The following is a 20,718-nucleotide window of genomic DNA, read 5'->3' as shown; positions in this document are numbered from 1 at the left end:
TTTATAGGTAGAAAAGGGGGTAAATATAAGCATCATTCCCATAAAATAAAAATAGGTCCCCGGTATCCGATACCGGTCATTGCCTGTATCAAAACCGGACATTTTAGTAAAAACAGCTTACGGAATGTGTTTATTGTCAGTCTGTTAGATGTTGGCATGTTTTTTAAATCCGGTTCCGTGTCAAATCCTGTTGATTATGATGAAGAATTACTTTCTGATAGCCTGGCGCAACCTGCTCCGGAACAAGGCTTTTTCGTTGGTGAACATTTCCGGGCTCGCCCTGGGGATGGCCTGTAGCCTGTTGATTATACTGTGGGTACAGGAGGAGCGGGGTGTTGACAACTTCCATGTTAATGGTTCATCGCTTTTCCAGGTATATGAGCGCAGGATATCAGGTGGTAAAACAGATGGCACCTACCAGACGCAGGGGCCGCTGGCTGCGGAGCTGAAACGGAACTACCCGGAAATAAAAGCCGCCGCCAGCCTGGAAATCAACAACCGGTACACGTTTGAAGCCGGCAAACAGATCAGCAGGATGGATGGCACTTATGCCGGCGCTGACTTTTTCTCCATGTTCAGCTACCCGCTGCTGGAAGGCACAGCGGCTACCGCATTGCAGGCTCCGGGTGCAGTGGCAGTCTCCCGTCATATGGCGGAAGTTTTCTTTGGCAGCGCTGCCGCCGCTATCGGTAAAACCATCCGCTTTGAAGACCGGGAGAACCTGCAGGTGACCGCCGTATTTGAAAACATTCCCGACAATGCTTCCCGGCAGTTCGATTTCCTGCGTAACTGGGATGACTATACGAAAGCTAATGCCTGGGTGAGCACCTGGGGCAGCAGTAACCCCGACACCTATATCCAGCTGGCGCCCGGCGCTGATGCGCAAAAGCTGGAGGCATCCATCAAAAATTTCATCGCCAGGTATTATACATTCCCTCCCGGCGAACAGATAGAACTGGCGCTGCAACCATACGGCGAACGCTATCTGCACGGCAGGTTCAGTGATGGCAATATCAGCGGCGGCCGTATTGAATATGTACGGCTCTTCAGCTTCCTGGCATTGTTTATCCTGGTTATTGCCTGTATCAACTTTATGAATCTGGCTACCGCCCGTTCTGCCAACCGGGCAAAGGAAGTAGGCGTACGCAAAGTGCTGGGGGCCATGCGTTCCTCTCTGGCCGGGCAGTTTGCAGGAGAGGCATTGCTCATCACCTGTATCTCCGCCTTCATAGCGATAGTGATAGTACTGCTGCTGTTGCCCGCCTTCGGCAATATGACGGGCAGGCACATAGCATTACCGGTCACGAAGCCGGTGTTCTGGTACTGGTTCTCCGGATTGTTATTGTTCACAGGACTGCTGGCAGGCAGCTATCCGGCTTTGTTCCTGTCATCCCTGCTGCCGGTAAAAGTGCTTAAAACCAACCAGGTCATTAACAAAGGAGCAGCGGCTTTCAGAAAAGGGCTGGTCGTATTTCAGTTCTCTGTGGCGGTAGTGCTGATGATCGGCATGATGGCCGTTTACCGGCAGATGGATTATATCCGTAACAAACACCTGGGATATGAACGGGAGCACCTGTTATATATTCCGGCGGAAGGTGAGCTGCTGAAAAATTATGAACTGTTCCGGCAGGAAGCAGAAAAGATTCCCGGCGTAACCGCCATCTCCAGGATGCGGCAATCGCCTACAGTACTGGATCATCATAAGGGAGGCATTTCCTGGACGGGTAAAGATCCCTTGCAGGAAGCATCTTTTGCAGATGCAGCTGTAGATTTTGATTTTGTGAAAACGATGAAACTACAGCTGAAGGAAGGGCGCGACTTCTCCAGGGCTTTTGCCACCGATTCTGCTAATTTTCTTATCAACGAAATGGCCGCGGCACGGATGGGATATGCGCATCCGCTCGGGCAGCAGATGGCCTGGGGAGATAATCGCGGAGAGATCATCGGGGTGCTGAAGGACTTCCATTTCAATTCCATGCATGAGGCAATAGAACCATTGTTTATACGATTGGACAACGCTCCTCGCTGGGGGACTATTCTTGTCAGAACAGCTGCCGGCAAGGAACGGGAAGTACTGGCGGCATTGGAGAAAACAACAAAGGCCCTGAATCCCAGGTTCCCGTTCACCTACCAGTTTTCCGATCAGGAGTTTACACGCCTGTACCGCAGCGAGGAAGTGATCGGGCAACTTACCGCCTGGTTTGCCTTCCTGGCGGTCTTCATTTCCTGCCTGGGTTTGTTCGGGCTGGCAGCTTTCACGGTAGAGCAGCGTACAAAGGAAATAGGTATACGCAAAGTGCTGGGCGCTTCTATCGGCGGCATTGTGGTATTGTTGTCCGGCGATTTCCTGAAACTGGTACTGCTGGCCGTGATGATAGGAGCGCCGGTGGCATGGGCCGGTATGCAGCAGTGGCTGAGTGCATATGCTTACAGAACAGATCTTCCGTGGTGGTTGTTTATATCAGCAGGTGTACTGGCTACGGGGATTGCTATGATGACGGTAGCCCTGCATAGCATCAGGGCGGGGATGACTGATCCGGTGAAGACGCTTAAATCAGCATAACATTTTTATCTGTGCTTCCGGGCCAGAAACTGGTGACATTCCGGTTTCTCCTTAATGCCTGTGCTGTCAGCACGCGGCATCCGGCAGCTGGACCTTGCTTCCGGGCGAATGCGGACTAACAGCTGCAAAGGCATAATGTTGCCTACTGTCTCCTTTACATGAAAGAAAATGTTCCGGCAGGCTGCCCGGATTGTTTTTCAGTTGTGTTTGTCTTGCAGGACTATTTATCAGGAAGAGAAGAAATAATGATTACGGATGAAACGCTTTTAGCCGTTACCCCACAGCATCCGGTAGTTCCAGGTTGGGTGATTGGTACTACCTGAACGCTGCAGGTTAACGGCTAAAAGCGCATTCTGGCATTAACTGCGAGCCGCCAAAAGCATACAGTTAATAAGTTTAGAGATCGTATGTTTTATCGAAACTGTTGGCTACAGTCTGATTCAGATCGATGATCGTTTTGCCGTCTACTTCTATTTTCAATTTCACATTGAAAGCTGTTTCCAGATTAAGTGCCGTTAAGGAAACATAGCATACATCCAGCGGTACCAATGATTCTATAGTATAGGTTCCACCTGCTATCAGCTGTTTCTCATCTATTTTAACAATCGGCTCATTGGTCTGTGGTACACCATTCAGCTTCAGTAAGGTCTTGGTTTGTTTGTAATCGCTGCCTCCTACCTGCAGCAGCACCAGATCGTGATCGGCAGTTGACACACCAGAACCGGAGAAGGTTACTTTCAGCGTTCTTCCCGCCTTGGGGGCCGGATCATCTTTATCTTTTTTAGAACAGGAACTGAGCGTCATTACTGCCAGGGCAACAATTGCAAAAATGGAAAAAGGTTTCTTCATAAAAATTTAAATTCGGTTAAATACTGCTTCGGAATATCCCGGTTGATGACTCAAAAGTATTTACAATGGCGGGTTTCAGCAATCCTTAGAATTGAGTGTTTTTTTCTACTGGTTTCCCGGTATTTTGTATCAAGCTAATTTTTAATTGAAATCTCCATACTATTTTTAGGTATGGCAAAACTGATTAAGTCCCTGTTTTGCTGTATCGTATTTGCATACAGCGCTATGGCGCAGGTTCCATTGAACGACCAGGCATATACGGACAGCCTCAGCGCAATACTGAACGGGCAGCACAATGACAGCAGCAAATCGGGAGCAGCATTTCAGCTGACAGAATACTATGCACAGAAAGATACTATCCGCGCCATGCAATACCTGCAGCAAAGCAGGGCATGGCTGGGCAACTCGCCGTTGCTGCACGCACTGTATCCCTATTATTACGGATTACTGCTGGCCAGAACACAACCGCCGCTGGCAGAAGCGCAGTTCCTGCTGGCCGACAGCCTGCTGAAGAAGATACCAGGTAGTGTATCCTGTGGCTTTCAGGCCAGAGCCTGGCAGAAATACGGAGTCCTGCAACAGGTCAAAGACAATGAAGAAGCCTATATGGATATTATTATCCATAAGGTGATGCCGCTGGCCAGACAGGCGGGCGACAGTATCTTCATCGGTAAAAGCCTGCTGGATCTGGGCATTGTGTTTAAAAACAACGCTAAGCGCGATAAGGCGGAAGCATATTGCCTCGAAGCTATCAGCGTGCTGAAAGGAAGAGAAGGTGCTGAAAGCCTGCTGGTAGAGGTGTATTACACGATAGCAGAAAACAATATCCTCTCCGGAAAAAACCCGCAGGCCAGGGCCATGCTGGATAGCGCCTGGGTATTATTGTCGCCCTATCCTGAATCTGATAAGGTAATAGATTATTACGGGGCAGAAGGTATGTATTATACTATGCAGGCGCAGTTTGACAAAGCGCTGGGCAGCCTTGACAAGGGTATTCAGCTGGCGCGCAGGCGTGGCCTGCGTTACGAAGGGCAACGGCTGGAACTGCAGCAGTTCTATGCCTATTATAATCAGAAAAATTTTGCGAAAGCGAAAGAGGTCATGCTCCGTCTGATGCAGCAACCGGAGATGATGGCGCGTGCCAATAACAGGATACAGCTGTATTATGGACTTGCTGAAACCTATCGCGCACTGGGGCAGATGACGCCGGCATACCAGTGGCTCATGAGTTTCAGCCAGCTGAGTGATAGTCTCAGCGCCAGCCGCTCGCGTAATGAAATCAGTGCGCTGGAAGCAAAATACCGGAATGCAGAAAGCCGGAAAAGAATATCTGTGCTGGAAGCAGCATCGGAAAGTAGTTCCCTGTCTGCCCGTAACACCCTGCTGACGCTGTGGTTGCTGGCGGCTGTCAGTATTGCGCTGGTCATCGCTTCTGCCTTTACGCTCTTCTATTACCGGAACAACAAAAAGCTATCTGAACAGAAAGAAATCAACTATCAGCAGCAGTTAAGAGAGATGGAACAGCAGCAGCAGCTGGGTATTTCCAGGGCGATGCTGGAAGGAGAAGAAAGAGAGCGCCGCAGGGTGGCCAGGGATCTGCATGATGGCCTGGGCGGTATGCTGGCCGGTGTAAAGATAAAGCTCTCTAACCTGGGCGCGGGTCACGATCATCATGCGGCGTTGCATAACATTGTGGGGCAGCTGGACAGTTCCATGAAAGAGCTGCGGCTGATTGCCCGCAACCTGATGCCGGAAAGCCTGCTTAAATTCGGGCTGGAAACCGCGTTGAAAGACCTGTGTGAATCGCTGCGCTCAGAGCATACGCAGATTGACTTCCAGGCATTCGGCATTGAACCGGATATAGCGGAACCGGTACAGGTAACCATTTACCGTATTGTACAGGAAACCCTGACCAATGCTATCCGCCATGCCAATGCCTCCGAAATATTGCTGCAATGCAGTCAGAACGGGGACGCATTTTTCATCACCGTAGAAGATAACGGAAAGGGTTTTGACCTGTCAGGTATCGCCAATGCAGCGGGTATCGGCATGAGCAATATTAAAAACAGGGTAAAGTACCTGAAAGGAAAATTAGATATATCTTCGGTGCTGAATGAAGGTACCACGATAAACATCGAACTGAATGTTGGAGACTAATGAAAAAATTATACTGGCCATTGTAGACGACCATCCGGTGGTGATAGAAGGGCTGAAAACCTTGCTGAAACAAGAGCCGAATATAGCGGTAGTCAACAGTTTCACCAGAGGGAAGGAATTTGTTTCGTTTCTGCGTACCAACGAAGTAGACGTGGTACTGCTGGATATTATGCTGCCGGATGTGAATGGTATTGACCTCTGTAAGGAGATCAAGCAGGTGGCGCCGGATATTATTGTGCTGGCGCTGAGCAACCAGGCCGAGCGCAGTATCATCCTGCAGATATTACAGAACGGAGCTAATGGCTACCTGCTGAAGAACGCTTCTGCAGAGGAACTGATCCGCTGTCTGAATGAAGCGCTGAGCGGAGAGCTGGCCTTCAGTAAAGAGGTGAAGGAGATGATTACCCGGCCAGGGGTAAACGAACTGAAAAAAATTCCTACCCTTACCAAAAGGGAAAAGCAGATACTGCAGCTGGTAGCAGAAGGCAAAACCACGCCGGTGATGGCGAAGGAGCTGAATCTGAGTCCGCTGACGGTAGACACGCACCGTCGTAACCTGCTGCAGAAGTTTGAAGCGCGTAATGTGGCAGAGCTGATTATGGCTGCCGTACAGCACAAGATGCTTTAATATTTTTTATAGCTGACCGTATCGGTGAGTGCCTGCATAAAAGCGATCAGGGCTTTTTTCTCCAGGGCGTTCAGCTGTAGCTTATCTTTTGGCAGGGTCTGATTTTCCGGTGCAATACCCAGACCTTCTCCGCCGCCTTTATCATAGAAGTCTATAACGTCTTCCAACGTACGAAAAACGCCGTTATGCATGTAAGGTGCGGTGAGGGCGCTGTTTCTGACGCCGGAAGTTTTAAAGGCATATTGCTGGATAGGAATCTGCCACAGGATATATTTCCCGGGATCTTTATCCAGCGCGGATTTGGGCTGATCGCTGGCTGGTACGCCCAGCACTTCTGATTCGGGTTCCAGGAAGTAAGGCGGCGCTACACCGTTGAACAGCGGGGCAAAGTGGCAGGTGCCGCATTTTCCTTTTCCCATGAATACATTAAACCCTTTCTTTTCCAGGCTGCCCAGCGCGGCGGGATTACCATTCATATACTGATCAAACCTGGATTGCAGGCTGTTGAGTGCACGCAGGTAGGACGACAGCGCATTGGCGATATTATCGGCATTTACCGCTTCGTGTGCACCGGGAAAGGCGTCCGTAAACAGGCGGCGGTAGGTGGTATCCTTGCGGAATGCCGCTGCCGCCAGCTGAAGGGAGCCGTCCATTTCCGTTTTGTTATGTACTACATCAGCTACCTGCCGTTCCAGGAATACGGCGCGGGAGTCGTAGAAGAGCTTGGACTGGAAGCCGACATTGAGCAGGGTGGGGGCATTGCGGGCAACAGTGCTGCTGCCGTCCAGGGACGGGCTTTTAGGTAGCCCGTCGGTAAAGGCTTTGTCCGGCTGGTGGCAGGAAGCGCAGGAGCGTTGTCCGTTGCCGGAGAGGGCTTTATCATAGAACAGGCGGGCGCCCAGCCGGATTTTTTCGGCAGTGGGGTCCGCCTCCCGGGCCGGCGTATAGCCGTTGGGGTGAAGCCATGCCGTAGCGAACAGATGCGGCGCATCGGGAGATAATATTCTTCTTTCCGCCGGTAAGGTCAGCTGTAGTTGCTGCTGCCAGCGCAGCAGGAGGGTGCTTAACGGGTTCGCATATACGGTGATGAAGTGCAGGCGGTCAAAAGTATTGAAAGCGCGGTGCTGCAGCAGGTATTGCCGGGCTGAGCGGAACAGCAGCATGGTACGGCGTTGCAGTGCCGTATCCTGCAGGCGTTTACTGTAGCGGTCAAGGCCCAGCTGTACGCCTTGCAGTGCAGCGGCGGCTTCCGGTACAGACAGCAGGGCTACCGGAGAATCGTAGCCGGAGATACCCAGGGCTATGATCCTGTATATTTCAAAACGCATGGCGTCAAACAGGTAAGGGTCCATAAACCCGTAGGGGTCTGTCTGCCGGCCTATTTCTTCCAGTTGCGATTTCAGTTCAGCCGTTAACGTTAGTACGGCAGTTGTATCTTCCGGTACCTCTCCCGAAAAAATCTTTTCTTCTATCAGTTGAAAACCTTTGGGCGGCAGTATGGTTTTGGAATTCTCCCCGTCGGCAAAAGGTAATGCCGGTCCGTTGATACTGCGGATCAGGTGAGGATAATAATATTCTGTCAGGAATTCTACCTTTTTATAGGCCAGGCGGCTTCCGCTGAAATGCAGTCTGACAATGGCCGGTGTTGCCTGCCGGCTGACGGCCTCCTGTAAGCGTGTAAGGCTGTCCGTTACTGCCTGCAGTTGCCGGCGGAAATAGGTTTCCAGACTGGCGGCTTCTTCTCCATGGCCGGTGGGCAGTGCCGGATACAGGTGAATAGCAGCCAGCCCCGTTAACAACAATGCTATTATCCTGGTCTTCATGGGCTTTTGTTAAGGGATGATTAACAAGAAAAGTTTTACTGGAAAATATAACTTTTTTCTATTATTTTCACTGAAAACCTAAATGTAACCCATATGAAACCCCTGTATCTCCTGTCTGTACTGGTGGCCCTGTGCACAGCCACCTCGTTGACAACGAATGCACAAACAACACTGTTGCCTTTTGGCGCAACCTGGAAGTATCTCGACAATGGCTCCAACCAGGGTACTTCCTGGAGAGCTGCCTCCTTCAACGACGGCTCCTGGGCATCCGGTCCGGGCCAGCTTGGCTACGGCGACGGAGATGAATCTACTGTAGTCAGCTATGGCTCCAGTTCTTCCAGCAAGTATGTGACCACCTATTTCCGTAAAACATTCAACATTACAGGTATCGCCAATTACACCGGCTTCAGCCTGGAGTACCTGCGGGATGATGGTATTGTCGTCTACATCAATGGCACCGAAGTAAAAAGGGATAACCTTTCTTCCGGCACCATATCCTACACTACACTGGCAACAGATGCCGCAGATGATGGCACGGCCATTCAGACTACCAGCATCGGTACCGGCGTGCTGACAGAAGGTAGTAACACCATTGCCGTAGAGATCCATCAGTCCAGCAAAAGCAGCAGCGACATCTCTTTCGACCTGCAGCTAAAAGGAATTACCAGCAGCACTGTACCCTCCATCAGCCGCGGGCCCTACCTGCAGATGGGTAATCAGACCGCTGTAACCGTACGCTGGAGAACCGGCATCGCTGCCACTGGCAAAGTAAAATACGGTACCGTACTCGGAAATCTGACAGACAGCGTGGTACATACCAACGCACTCACAGAACATGAACTAAGGATCACCGGCCTGCAGCCCGATACCAAATACTACTACAGTGTTGGTACTACCACCGGTGTTATTGAAGCCAGCGACAAGAACTACTTCAATACCGCACCTCCGGCAAATACCACCCGGAAAATCAGGATTGCCGCATATGGCGACTGCGGTACCAACGAAGCGAATCAGCGCAGCGCCCGCGATGCCTATATCAACTATGTAGGCGCCGGACATACAGACCTGTGGCTGCTGCTCGGCGATAACGCCTATGACGGCGGATTTGATGCCGAGTATCAGACCAACTTCTTCAATAACTATAAAGACAACCTGCTGAAGAACATCCTGCTGTTCCCGGCGCCCGGCAACCACGACTATGATAACGACGGCGCCCGCCAGGATGACCATAATATTCCTTACCTCGCCAACTTCACCCTGCCGGCCAACGGCGAGTGCGGCGGTGTAGCCTCCGGCAAGGAAGAATATTATTCCGTTGACTACGGCGATATACATATCATCAGCCTTGACTCCTACGGAAGAGAAGGCGGCAAACGCTTTTATGATACCACCAGCCCGCAGATACAATGGCTGAAGAGGGACCTGGCAGCGAATACCAAAAAATGGACCATCGCTTACTGGCATCATCCGCCCTACACCATGGGCAGCCACAACTCTGACACAGAGAGCGAACTGGTAAAGGTAAGGCAGCAGCTGATCCGTATCCTGGAACGTTATGGCGTTGACGTTATACTCAATGGCCATAGCCATAACTATGAACGTTCCTATCTCATCAAGGGACATTACGGACTGGAAAATACCTTCTCCTTCTCCTCACATGCTGTGAGCAACAGCAGCGCAAAATATGACGGTACTTCCAACTCCTGCCCGTATGTATTGCCTTCAGCGAAAAGCTACCATGGCACCGTGTATGTAGTGGCCGGTTCCGCAGGACAGATAGGCGGTACGCAGTCATCCTATCCGCATGCCGTATCCTACTATTCCAACTCCGACAAAAGCGGTTCGCTGGTGCTGGAAATAGAAGGTAACCGCCTGGATGCCAAATTCGTAGCGTCAGATAAAACCATCAAGGACCGTTTCACTATCCTGAAAGATGCGAACAAGAAGACTACCGTGCAGGCTACAGCTGGCCAGCCGCTTGAGCTCACCGCATCCTGGATTGGTAACTACCAGTGGAACAACGGCGCGGTAACCCGGTCTATTACCGTTACTCCGTCAGCAGGTACCAGCACCTATTATGTAAGCGATAATTCCGTTGCAGGCAGCCAGTGTGTAAGGGATTCCTTTGTAGTGGTAACCACTGCGCTGGCGCGTCTCGGACAAACAGACAGCATACCGGCCAGCTCAAAAAAGGTAGCTTTCACCTTCAGGGTATATCCTAATCCTGCACCGGCTAACATCATCCAGGTGGAAACAGACAGCCAGCGGGAACAGCCCATGCAGTTCACCATTACCGACTTTAGCGGTAAGCAGGTGCATAACAAGCTGCTGCGCGTACCTTCCGGGGTGAGCAAACAAACATATACGCTTTCGCCGGGCATCTACCTGGTGACCTTCAGCAACGCAACGGAAAAAGTAACACAGAAAATCGTGGTACAATAATTACCTTCGTGGCTTAATATCTTTATTTTTTTATGAAACTTAGCACTGCATTGACATTACCTGTTTTCCTGCTGGCGGTTAACGCACAGCCGCTGTTCAGCATGGAGAAGAACGTAATGACTGCTTCAACGGAAACCATTATTGAACTATTGGAAGAACAAACGCCTGCAGCCAAAGGCGTAACCATCGGCGCCGGTATTGACCTCATCGTAAAAGGACTGGGCCTGAACATTGATAACATCCGGTTTATCAAAGCTCCTAAAGCCACCGATTACTACCGGAACGCCAATGACAAGGCGCCCTACGCATCATCACTGATTATTGCGGCCAATAACGGTATTCAGCTGAATCCCGCTACCCGCTTTGATAACGCGATGACCCGCGAACAGTTCGCCCTGGCGCTCTATCAGGCTATGACCTCCAAGGAGCAATATCCTGCCAATATGATGTGGATCATCGTAAAGGATGAAGCTAAATTTTCCAAAGATGCCCTGAACGCCGTACAAATGCTGGTGAAATTCAATGTGGTAAAACTGGAAAACGGCAGCTTCCGTCCGAAAGCGCCCATCACCTCCCAGGAAGCCGCTACCATGATTAAAAAGGCAACCGCCTTTATCAGGGAAGCGAAAGAAAGAGAACAAGGCAGCAACCCTTCCGCTGAAGAAGTTACCTTTACCTCCACACCGGTTAATAATAAGGTTAACAGCATCGTTATCTCCCGGGGAAGTAAACCCAATGCCGGCTATCGTATAGCCGTTACCGGTATCTCCTTCACTGATAACAAAGAAGCCGTTATCCGCTATAAACTCATTGATCCTGCTCCCGGCGATATGACGGCACAGATAATCACGGAGCCTAAAGCTGAAACCTATGTGGGGAAAGAGTTTAAGGTGGTGCTGGAGAAAGAATAATAATAGTTAATTACGAATTACGAATTGCGAATTACGAATGAAGAAGCGAAGATTTAAACGAAGATTAAAGGTGATAATCATTAAATATCCTTTTAAATCTTCGTTTAAATCTTCGCTTCTTCATTCGTAATTCGCAATTCGTAATTACTTTTTAAACGGAATCATTTCCCTCAACCTCGCGTCCTGCAAAAATAACCCCGCCCACACCAGTATACCGAAAATCACGCAGAAGTACAGTGGCATATGCACCCTTACCATGATGGCGGTAGCGCCGCCGAGATAGGCTGTTACCAGGATAGCGCCGAGGATGGCAGTTCTGGGAATGGCGTACAGAATGGTAGACAGTAGTAAGACAATACCAATGGCTCTTACGGATTCGGCGGGCCAGCCAAGTGCTACAGAGCCTTCCATGGAATAATGATTTTCTGCGATTTTGCCGATAGCATCGAACAGGAGGAAAAGTATTAACAGGATGGTGATGATACGTCCGGTTATGCGCATGCCTTTGGAGGTAGTGTTAATCGTTGTCATGTTGAAAGATTTGATGTGGTTCAGTAATAGTTTGTCTGTGTTTGATTTGTTGATACAAACTTACTGCGCATACGCAAATCCTATGTTGTGTGGATACGACATCCTTAGGGGCTGAATACGACAATCTTTTGCAGGAGACGGGAAGATGAGGTTGTAATGTAGTACAGCAGCCGGTTTTAAGGGATATGTACAACCAGCTGCTGTATATAATAGTATTAAAGGAATAAGTCGGGTTGTAATTTACCGCCCGGTGTAACGGCATATTTTTCCAGGTCTGTGATACCGGCTTCTTTCAGAATAGTTTCATCAATAAAATTATTGCCGCTGCAGGTGGCTGCCGTCTTTTCCAGCAGGAGGGCCACCGCGTCCGCCATGATGGCTGGCGTACGGCTTCTCTGCATGAGGGCTTCGCCGCCGAGCAGGTTTCTGATGGCAGCTGTGGCAATGGTAGTTGCCGGCCAGATGGAGTTGGCGGCGATGCCAAAGGGCTTCAGTTCTTCTGCCCATCCCAGCGTCAGCATACTCATGTTATACTTGCTGATGGTATAGGCTACGTGGCTGCCAAGCCATACGGGAGCGAGGTTTACGGGAGGTGATAATGTGATGATGTGCGGATTGTTACCTTTCTTCAGCCAGGGAATACAGTGTTGTGTAACGAGGAAAGTACCGCGCACATTAATATCATACATGAGGTCAAAACGTTTTGCCGGCGTTTGTTCCGTGTTGGTAAGCTGGATAGCGGAGGCGTTGTTGATGAGTACATCTATGCCGCCGAATGTATCCGCCGCCTTTTGCACTGCTGCCTGTATCTGTGCTTCCTCGCGGATGTCTACCTGGATGGGCAATGCTTTACCGCCGGCTTTTTCTACAGCTTCCGCCACTGAATAGATGGTGCCGCCAAGGCGGGGGTCTTCTTCAACGCTCTTGGCTGCAATGACGATGTTGGCGCCTGCTGCGGCGAGTCTGAGTGCGATGGCTTCTCCTATACCCCTGCTGGCGCCGGTGATGAAGATAGTGCGGTTCTGAAATGTCATGAGCGGGTTTTTTAACGTGAAATCAATATTATCACTTTTTTGCCAGAGGACCACGAACGATTTTTTCCCGGTAGATGATAAAGCAGCAGGGGGAATGAGCAGGAATACATCCCGGTATTTCGTAGCTTCGCGCACCAGATACACTTGTGATGACGCAGCCGAAACCGATGATTGTTACGCTTGAAATTGCCGCTGATGATATGCTCTTTTTTCAGCAGCTGCGGGATGCCCATTTCCCGGCGCATGCCAATTATCTCGATGCCCATATTACCCTGTTTCACCGCCTCCCCGGCGGAGAACCTGCCATCACGGATACGCTGGCGAAACTGGCTGCACGGCCGCCTCTTAGCCTGCAGGTAAACGGAATTGTAAAGTTTACTAACGGAATAGCATATACGCTTTTTTCGCCGGACCTGCAGGCGTTGCATGAGGAACTGCAGACAGCCTTCATGCCCTGGCTGGTACGGCAGGACAAGCAGCCGCTGCGCCCGCATATTACCATACAGAATAAGGTTACTGCTTTTAAGGCGGCACAGCTCCATAGTACCCTGCTGGCCTCTTTTACCCCTTTTGCCATACAGGCTACCGGTTTCGGTACCTGGTCCTACCTGCGCGGCCCCTGGAAGGCGCTGCAAAAAATCAATTTTAACAAACGGTAACAATTACCGGATAGGGGGTGGCCGATAATTATACGTCATATACATAACACCGTAACACGGGAGATGTAGCATTTATGTGAGTATCAAATTTTATTAATGCGGGCTGCCTACAACTGTATTGGAAATCGTTGGATTTTTTGTTTTTGCCTGCTCCTGATTGCGCTGTCTTTACAGGCGCAAAGGCCGTCTGTCGTGGCCGGGAAGGTAGTGTCAGGGTTTTCCCAGGAACCATTGCCTTATGCAACGGTTTACTGGAAAGCCGGAGGATTTGGCTGTATGACGGACAGTATCGGGCGTTTCAGCCTGAACAGCAGTCACTATACCGGAGATACCCTGGTAGTGCGTTACGTAGGCTATCTCGTAGCCCGGATACCGGCTCCTGCTCCCGGTCAGCAGGCCGATCTGCTCATTCAGCTGGAAACAGCCGTGAAAGACGCAGTGGAGGTAAAGGGGAAGATGAACCGCGGACTGGTCTGGTGGCGGCAGATTGTAGCCCGCAAACCGGAGAATGCTCCCGGGCATTATGATAGTTATCACGCACAGTTATATAATAAGCTGGAAATTGATATCTCCAATCTGAATAAAACCCGGTGGCAGCATTCGGGTATGCTCAAACCTTTCCGGTTTGTGCTGCAGCAGGTGGACAGCACCTCAGAAAACCAGGCGTTTCTGCCGGTGTTTCTCAGCGAGTCCATCTCCGACTATTATGTATCCTCCGAACCCGCCCGTGTGCGGGAAGAGATCCGGGCGCTGCACAGCGGCGGCATAAAGAATGAGTCCGTGATGGAGTACCTGGGGGGCATCAACCAGAAAATCAATGCCTACCAGGATTATATGATGGTGTTCGGCCGGGAATTCATCAGCCCGGTGAGCGTGGCCGGCGACCGCTACTATCACTACCGCGCGCTGGATACCGTAGTACGTAACGGAGAACAGTACTTCCACCTGGCCTTTTCCCCGAAGCGGGAAGGCGAAAATGCTTTCAGCGGCGACTGCTGGATACAAGCCTCCACCTGGGCTTTGCAGAAAATTACGTTGTCAGTCAACGGAGCAGTGAACATTAATTTTGTAAAACGGCTGGACATTATCCAGGAATATTCTCCGCTCAACAAAAAGGAGTGGGCCGTAACCAAAGACAGGTGCGTTGTAGAGCTGGCGCCGCTGGGCAAGGAAAAAGCCACTTTCATTGCCCGCAAAACAACGCTGTACCAGCAGATAAAAATAAATGAGCCTTATATCAGCGAGCGGCTCAATGCCAACCGGAAGAAGGAAGAAGTGGTGATTGCGGACAGCGCCACCGGAGCAGGAGCAGGCTACCTGGCACAGCACCGCCCGGAAGCCCTCACCGTAAATGAAAGAAATGCCATCACGCTGGTGGATACGCTGAAATCCCTGCCAGCCTTTAAAAGTCTGAGCGATAAGATAACCTTCCTGTTTGACGGACATATTAAACTGGGGAAAATAGAAATAGGCCCCTGGTACAAATGGCTGAGCCGTAACCGCGTAGAAGGATTACGTATGCGTTTCGACCTGGGCACCACGCCCGCTTTCAGCCGTAACCTGCGCCTGTTCGGCTACCTGGCCTATGGTACCCGCGACGAATCCCTGAAGGGCAAACTGGCGATGGCCTGGGAGCTTCCCGGCAACGGCGGCTATAGTATACTGGCATCCTATAAAGACGACCTGGACAACCAGCAGCGTGGCTTCAACGGGGAAGAGGTATCGCTGGATAATATATTCGGACAACTGATCCGCCGCCGTGGTATCCCGCAGAAATTTATCCGGGAGAGGGAGATGAAATTCAGCCTCACCAAAAAGCTGCCTATGAACTTCTCGCTGCAGGGGACCCTTAGCCGCAGCTGCTTTACCACGTATACACCACTGCCGCCGCATCAGATATACAATGACCGCGGGCAGGTCATCAATACAGAACTCCTGCTGAAAGCGCGGTATGCACCCGGAGAAAGGGAGATACGCACTTTCCGTAAAACGCGCCGTATGCGCAGCAACCTGCCGGTAGTAGAAGCTGCCTGGAGCGTGGCCACCGCCGGTGTGCTGAACAGCCATTACAATTACCAGAAAGTGAGCCTGAGCGTAGCACAGAAGTTCCGTATCCCGCAGTGGGGGCAGGTATCGTACCTGCTGTATGGCGGAAGGATTTTCTCGGACCGGCTGCCGTTTATGTTACTGCATATACATCCGGGCAATGAAACGTATTACTACAATAAGGAAGCGTTCAGCCTCATGAACAAATATGAGTTCATCAGCGACCGCTATGCAGGTCTCAGTATAGAACACAATTTTGACGGAAAGTTGCTGAACCTGCTGCCTTTTATGCGGAGAACGGGTATCCGCCAGTTCTGGAATCTGAAAGCCGTAACAGGGGATCTTTCTCCGGAGAACCGCAGCTATAACAGATTTGAGTTCCCTGCGTATGGCATGCGTTCCTTCCGGGGGAAGGTATATACAGAAGTGGGTACCGGGCTGGATAACATTTTTCATTTCTTCCGCGTAGATGCCGTATGGCGGTTTTATCCGAATGGGGCAGCCACTTCGCATCCGGCCAACTTCGGTCTGTTCGGCAGTTTCAGGCTACAGTTTTAATCATCCTGATGATGGCGATATCATCGGCAGGTCTTAATCCGTATATATGTTCCAGGGTTTTTAGTTTCCGTTGCAGCATATCTTCCGCAGCGATGCCGGTAGTGTCATGCACCAGGAAATCTACCGGATCGGTTTCCGTTTCGGCCGGCCGGCGCTGATATGGCTGAAAGAGGCAGATACCATCTGTAGCAATGGTAATGTCGGTAATGTCATTGAAATAAATTTTTTGCGTGAGAGATGCATACCATTTGCTGAAATCCTTATGCAGGTGATAACCCAGGTAATCCGGTTTATTATCCTGGTCAAAGATGGTTGTTTGTCCGTTTATGCTGATAAGTCCATCACCGATGGCAATCGCAATGCCTTCTCCGCGTTGTTCATCTGCCAGCAATACTATCAGGGTGGTCAGCATATCCTGTTGTTCCAGCAGTAAATCCTGCTGCATTTTTTTCAGCGCTGTCCACAAATCAGCCAGTATTACCCGGAGGAGCGCTTCCGTTGTTAAAGCGGCGAGCGCCGGTTCATACCATTGGCGCCAGTGATAGGTGCAGCATATCTTCCTGAGAATTTTTCCGGCGAGGGTAGAGATAAAATAGCTTTCCCTGCCCATTGTACAGCCATCCAGTACGGCTATCAGTTTTTTGTTTTGTCCGGCGTCAGCTATAACCAGGTAATCTTCGCAGTGTTGAAGATGGTAATCTCCCATCTGGAGGGCGGAGTATATTTGCATAGAGAAGTGCTGCAAGGTAGCAAAAAAAAAGCGTCTCCCGGAGGAGACGCTTTTAAGAATATGTTACCGCAGGTATTATTGCTGCGCTCTTTTTTTCTTCTGATGATCTACAATGGCTCCGGTGCCCGCACCGATACCAGCGCCGATCAGTGTACCTATGGCTGCGCCTTTCACGCGGTCCTTGTTGATGATGGCGCCTGTGATAGCTCCGGCTCCTGCGCCGACAACCGCTCCTTTGGCAGTATGACTCCAGCCTTTTTTCTTTTTGGCTACGGGAGCAGGCGCTGGTGCTGCGGTAGCAGGTGCGTCGCCGGCCACATAGCTGGCATCTTTAAAGCCGGATGCAGCTGTACCGGTGTTGTGGCGGTGCGCTGGTTTTTTTATAGCGTTCATGGAATCAATCACCTGTTGTTTAACGGCGTTGATGGCATTCATGGAGTCGATGGTAGCTTTTTTAGCACTTTCAATAGCGGCGGAATTGTTACTCTGGCAGGATGTGAGTATCATCACTGCTGCGGCAAAGGCTACAAGTATCTGTTTCATGGTTTAAAATTTTTTCTGAAATTTTAGGTTTCATTCAGCAGTCTGCGAAAACTGTGCCATTTTCCTCAACCTGCGGTGGGCGCCGGGTGTAAGGCCTTTATGTTTTTTAAAAAGCCGGGAAAGATAGCTTTCATCGGAGAAGCCCAGTTCCTGTGCTATCTCTCTGATACGCATATTACTATACGATAATCTTGTTTCCACCAGTTTCAGTTTATAGCTGATGATGTAATCCTGCACGCTCTGGCCCGTAAGCTTTTTAAAATATTCTCCCAGGTAGTTGACTGACATATGAAAGCGGGCTGCGAGGGTGGGCATACGCAGCATTTCCGGCTGATAGATATTTTCCTGCAGATAGCTTATCATTTGAATGAGGGAGAATTTGCCGCTGTTGTCCTGTATGTCGCCGGATTCGCTGCGGAGCAGGTTGCGGGCGATGAGGTTCAGCAGGATGGAAACAGCCTGCCGGATGATAAGCTGATGGCCTTTACCGGGTTGCTGTTTCTCTCTGGCGATGGCTGTCAGCAGGCTGTGTGCCAGCTGTTCATCGGCGAGGTCCCGGAAGATGCAGCCGGCTTTCGCGTGGTAGTTATTGAAGATGTAGTCTGTTTTTTTCATCCAGTCGCACAGTTCCAGCCGGGCGGCATCATCGCGCAGCTGGGTGACAAACAGTTGTGTAAACCGGATGAAGATAAAGCGGGTAGGCGTCTGAATATCGAAGTGGTGGGCATCGTCCGGAGCGAGGAGGAACAGTTTACCTGCCTGATACGGATAGGCGTTACCGTTAGTGCAGTGCATTCCTTCGCCTTCCTGAATAAAAGCCAGGCGGTAGTATGGTTGCGGCCTGGCGGGCGTAGTCCAGTCTGATGATGCTTCCGTAATAATATCGAATGGTTCCCCGATGATGCTGTTGAACATGCGGCAAAAATACAGGCAAAACCTCTTAAAGTGCAATTTTTTATTGTACAGAAGCGCTTTCCTTTGCAGGCATAACAGAAAAGGATGTATGGAAGCAAAGCGTATGACTGCCTGGCCGCGGCGCTGGTGGGCACTGACCGTATTATGCATGGGGGCGTTTTTATCGCCGCTGGATTTCTTTATTGTCAATGTAGCCCTGCCGGGTATCAGGAGCGGGTTGCATGCGTCAGCGGCTTCGTTGCAGCTGGTGATAGCGGGTTATGGGGCTGCCTATGCCGTTTGTGTAGTTACCGGCGGGCGGCTGGGCGATATGTATGGCCGGAAGCGGGTATTTATTGTAGGGATGGTACTGTTTACGCTGACCTCCGCCTTATGTGCGCTGGCGGTCAATGTGGAGTGGCTGATAGCTGCGCGGGTGATGCAGGGCATGTCAGCTGCGATGCTGGCGCCGCAGGTGCTGTCGACCATCCGGGTTATTTTTCCGGTAGCCGAGCAGCCTGCCGCGATGGGAATTTTCGGCGCTGTATTCGGGCTGGCGGCCATCGCCGGGCAGCTGCTGGGAGGTATGCTGATCCGGGCAGAGATTTTTGGTTTTACCTGGGAAAGTGTGTTTATGATTAATATTCCCGTAGGTATTATTACGTGTATAACGGGCATGTATATACTAAAAGAGAACAGGCCGCCGGAGCGGCAGCAGCCGGACCTGCCGGGGATGTTGCTGATAACGGCAGCGTTGCTGCTGTTTATCTGTCCGGTTATCCTCGGACGGGAAGCGCATTGGCCGGTATGGACATTTGTAAGTATGGCGTTATCGGCAGTTGCCGGCGTATGGTTTGTGAAGACCGAACAGCGGGTATTGCAGCAGGGCGGCTCCCCGCTGATATATCTGCCCTTGTTGCGTGATCCGTATTTTGTAAGATCGCTGATAATAATTTTTCTCTATAATCATACCGCTGCTTTTTTTCTCGTTTATCCATATTATCTTCAGAACGGGCTGCATTGGGATGCGCTGGCCGCCGGATTTTCGGTGTTGCCGTATGCCGCAGGGTTCTTTGCGGGACCGCTTATAAGTCCGCTGCTGGCGAGGCGTACAGGCATTTACGCCGCGGGAGCCGGGCAGGTATTGCTGAGTATCGGGTTGATGGGTGCAGCAACGGTGTTGTGGCTGGATGCACCACCCGGATGGGCGCTGAAAGCCGCGCTGTTTGTGGCTGGTATCGGGCATGGCATTGTGATGCCCTCCATGGTGCGGCTGGCGATGGTGGGAATGGAGGAGCATATGGCCGGGCAGGCATCCGGTATGGTGAGTACGGCGATACAGGTAGGGAGTGTGCTGGGCGTGGCTTTGCTGGGAACGCTGTTTTTTGCGTTACTGGACAGGTATACCGGCATTGTGGCGGTTACCGTAACCCTGGCGTGCCTGGCATGTATCCAGTGTGTTGCTCTGATGATGATCTTCTTTTTAAAATCTGCTTTAACATCTTCCGAAAAAATAAAATAACCATACATGGACACATTACAAACAGCACAGCAGGAAATCTATGACTTTCATACCGCCATCAGGGATTGGTTCAGGGGAGCAGGAGCCGCGGATACCGATGTATTGCTGCAAAATTTCAGTACTGATTTTAAGATGGTATCTCCTGATGGCTCGCTTAAAAGTCTGGCAGACCTGGCCAGCTGGCTGCCGCCGGGATTTGGCAAGATACCGGATATGGAGATCAGCGTGAAGATCATTGATGGTTATGCCACAGACAAACATGCGCTGATCAGTTATGAAGAAACACAGGCATCCGGCGGACAGTCCTATTCCCGCATGTCCAGTGCTGTATTTATCAGGGAAGGGGCGCGGATGCTTTGGCTGAATCTGTGGGAAACGTTTTAGCTGAAGCTGGCCGTAGCGATTTCAATCATGATATCATCATAGTGAAAATAAAATCCGAAGGTACGGCGGATTTTCTGCGGCGCCTGTGGCAGCGGAATACCGCCGTCCTGTAAACGCTGATAGGTGGCGAGTACGTCTGCATCGCCGGGCAGGTAGAAGCCGATGTGGAAGCTGTCCGGATAGGTGCTGTTACCGTTTTCGTTGAGTCGCTGATGCATGAGTACCAGTATGAAATCGCCGGGGCCGTTGAGTACCGCGAGGGTATCGTTCGGTTTGGTGTCTGCGGAAGTAAATCCCAGATAGGTTTCGAAGAAGGTGCGGGAGGCGGCTACGTCCCGTACGCTGAGGTTGAGGTGATTGAGTTGCATAAGTATGTCGTTACATTTGATATTGCAAATATAAACGAACATTCGTTCTTTTAAAATTTATTTTTGAAGAAATGTG

17 protein-coding genes are annotated in these 20,718 nt (G+C 50.7%); 9 read left to right on the top strand and 8 right to left on the bottom strand.

What is annotated here, in order from left to right; all coding sequences use genetic code 11:
- Positions 1–196 precede the first annotated feature (196 nt).
- On the top strand, positions 197–2,563 hold the full coding sequence (locus tag GWG06_RS18750; RefSeq protein WP_160715106.1) for an ABC transporter permease: 2,367 nt from the start codon (positions 197–199) through the stop codon (positions 2,561–2,563).
- 396 nt (positions 2,564–2,959) lie between these two features.
- On the opposite strand, the gene GWG06_RS18745 is transcribed toward GWG06_RS18750, so the two are convergent.
- Complete coding sequence (locus GWG06_RS18745) at positions 2,960–3,412, bottom strand: hypothetical protein (RefSeq protein WP_127040193.1); 453 nt, start codon at positions 3,410–3,412, stop codon at positions 2,960–2,962.
- Positions 3,413–3,583: 171 nt separating this feature from the next.
- Here GWG06_RS18745 and GWG06_RS18740 point away from each other — a divergent pair, with 171 nt between their 5' ends.
- Positions 3,584–5,569: a tetratricopeptide repeat-containing sensor histidine kinase gene (locus GWG06_RS18740; protein WP_160715104.1), complete on the top strand. Its 1,986-nt coding sequence runs from the start codon at positions 3,584–3,586 to the stop codon at positions 5,567–5,569.
- Complete coding sequence (locus GWG06_RS18735) at positions 5,556–6,197, top strand: response regulator transcription factor (RefSeq protein WP_127040199.1); 642 nt, start codon at positions 5,556–5,558, stop codon at positions 6,195–6,197. The genes GWG06_RS18740 and GWG06_RS18735 overlap by 14 nt, the downstream gene beginning before the upstream one ends.
- On the opposite strand, the gene GWG06_RS18730 is transcribed toward GWG06_RS18735, so the two are convergent.
- Positions 6,194–8,020, bottom strand: coding sequence for a cytochrome c peroxidase (locus GWG06_RS18730; protein ID WP_160715102.1), 1,827 nt, complete (start codon positions 8,018–8,020; stop codon positions 6,194–6,196). The two genes, GWG06_RS18735 and GWG06_RS18730, sit on opposite strands and share 4 nt — an antisense overlap.
- A gap of 93 nt (positions 8,021–8,113) precedes the next feature.
- Here GWG06_RS18730 and GWG06_RS18725 point away from each other — a divergent pair, with 93 nt between their 5' ends.
- Together GWG06_RS18725 and GWG06_RS18720 are read left to right on the top strand one after the other, a co-directional pair.
- Positions 8,114–10,462, top strand: coding sequence for a metallophosphoesterase (locus GWG06_RS18725; protein WP_160715100.1), 2,349 nt, complete (start codon positions 8,114–8,116; stop codon positions 10,460–10,462).
- A gap of 32 nt (positions 10,463–10,494) precedes the next feature.
- Positions 10,495–11,373 carry a protease complex subunit PrcB family protein gene (locus GWG06_RS18720; protein WP_160715098.1) on the top strand — a complete coding sequence of 293 codons (879 nt, stop codon included), beginning with the start codon at positions 10,495–10,497 and terminating at the stop codon, positions 11,371–11,373.
- A 144-nt stretch (positions 11,374–11,517) separates the two neighbouring features.
- Here the strand turns inward: GWG06_RS18720 and GWG06_RS18715 are convergent, their stop codons facing one another.
- Positions 11,518–11,904: a DoxX family protein gene (locus tag GWG06_RS18715; protein WP_160715096.1), complete on the bottom strand. Its 387-nt coding sequence runs from the start codon at positions 11,902–11,904 to the stop codon at positions 11,518–11,520.
- A gap of 215 nt (positions 11,905–12,119) precedes the next feature.
- Positions 12,120–12,938, bottom strand: coding sequence for an SDR family oxidoreductase (locus GWG06_RS18710; protein ID WP_127040211.1), 819 nt, complete (start codon positions 12,936–12,938; stop codon positions 12,120–12,122).
- A 149-nt stretch (positions 12,939–13,087) separates the two neighbouring features.
- On the opposite strand from GWG06_RS18710, the gene GWG06_RS18705 reads away from it, so the two are divergent.
- Both GWG06_RS18705 and GWG06_RS18700 read left to right on the top strand, forming a co-directional pair.
- On the top strand, positions 13,088–13,597 hold the full coding sequence (locus tag GWG06_RS18705) for a 2'-5' RNA ligase family protein (protein WP_160715094.1): 510 nt from the start codon (positions 13,088–13,090) through the stop codon (positions 13,595–13,597).
- 192 nt (positions 13,598–13,789) lie between these two features.
- Entirely contained in the window at positions 13,790–16,201 is a 2,412-nt protein-coding gene (locus tag GWG06_RS18700; RefSeq protein ID WP_160715092.1) for a DUF5686 and carboxypeptidase-like regulatory domain-containing protein, read from the top strand.
- On the opposite strand, the gene GWG06_RS18695 is transcribed toward GWG06_RS18700, so the two are convergent.
- From GWG06_RS18695 to GWG06_RS18685, 3 genes are all read right to left on the bottom strand, one after another.
- On the bottom strand, positions 16,185–16,931 hold the full coding sequence (locus tag GWG06_RS18695) for a protein phosphatase 2C domain-containing protein (protein WP_160715090.1): 747 nt from the start codon (positions 16,929–16,931) through the stop codon (positions 16,185–16,187). The genes GWG06_RS18700 and GWG06_RS18695 overlap by 17 nt on opposite strands.
- Positions 16,932–17,006: 75 nt before the next feature.
- Positions 17,007–17,474: a glycine zipper domain-containing protein gene (locus GWG06_RS18690; RefSeq protein WP_127040223.1), complete on the bottom strand. Its 468-nt coding sequence runs from the start codon at positions 17,472–17,474 to the stop codon at positions 17,007–17,009.
- Positions 17,475–17,504: 30 nt separating this feature from the next.
- Positions 17,505–18,389 carry a helix-turn-helix domain-containing protein gene (locus tag GWG06_RS18685; RefSeq protein WP_160715088.1) on the bottom strand — a complete coding sequence of 295 codons (885 nt, stop codon included), beginning with the start codon at positions 18,387–18,389 and terminating at the stop codon, positions 17,505–17,507.
- Between the two features lie 88 nt (positions 18,390–18,477).
- Between GWG06_RS18685 and GWG06_RS18680 the strand changes: the two genes are divergently transcribed.
- Together GWG06_RS18680 and GWG06_RS18675 are read left to right on the top strand one after the other, a co-directional pair.
- The gene (locus tag GWG06_RS18680) at positions 18,478–19,890 is read left to right on the top strand and encodes an MFS transporter (RefSeq protein ID WP_160715086.1); all 1,413 of its coding nucleotides are present in this window, start codon (positions 18,478–18,480) and stop codon (positions 19,888–19,890) included.
- Between the two features lie 6 nt (positions 19,891–19,896).
- Positions 19,897–20,274: a hypothetical protein gene (locus GWG06_RS18675; RefSeq protein WP_160715084.1), complete on the top strand. Its 378-nt coding sequence runs from the start codon at positions 19,897–19,899 to the stop codon at positions 20,272–20,274.
- Here GWG06_RS18675 and GWG06_RS18670 read toward each other — a convergent pair.
- Positions 20,271–20,642 carry a VOC family protein gene (locus GWG06_RS18670; protein ID WP_160715082.1) on the bottom strand — a complete coding sequence of 124 codons (372 nt, stop codon included), beginning with the start codon at positions 20,640–20,642 and terminating at the stop codon, positions 20,271–20,273. The genes GWG06_RS18675 and GWG06_RS18670 overlap by 4 nt on opposite strands.
- Positions 20,643–20,718 lie beyond the last annotated feature (76 nt).

Origin of the sequence: Chitinophaga solisilvae, from assembly GCF_009928525.1 — a bacterium.
Classification (GTDB): Bacteria; Bacteroidota; Bacteroidia; order Chitinophagales; family Chitinophagaceae; genus Chitinophaga; species Chitinophaga solisilvae.
Note: the sequence above shows the minus strand (reverse complement) of the source record. Positions and strands in the feature narration are given on the sequence as shown.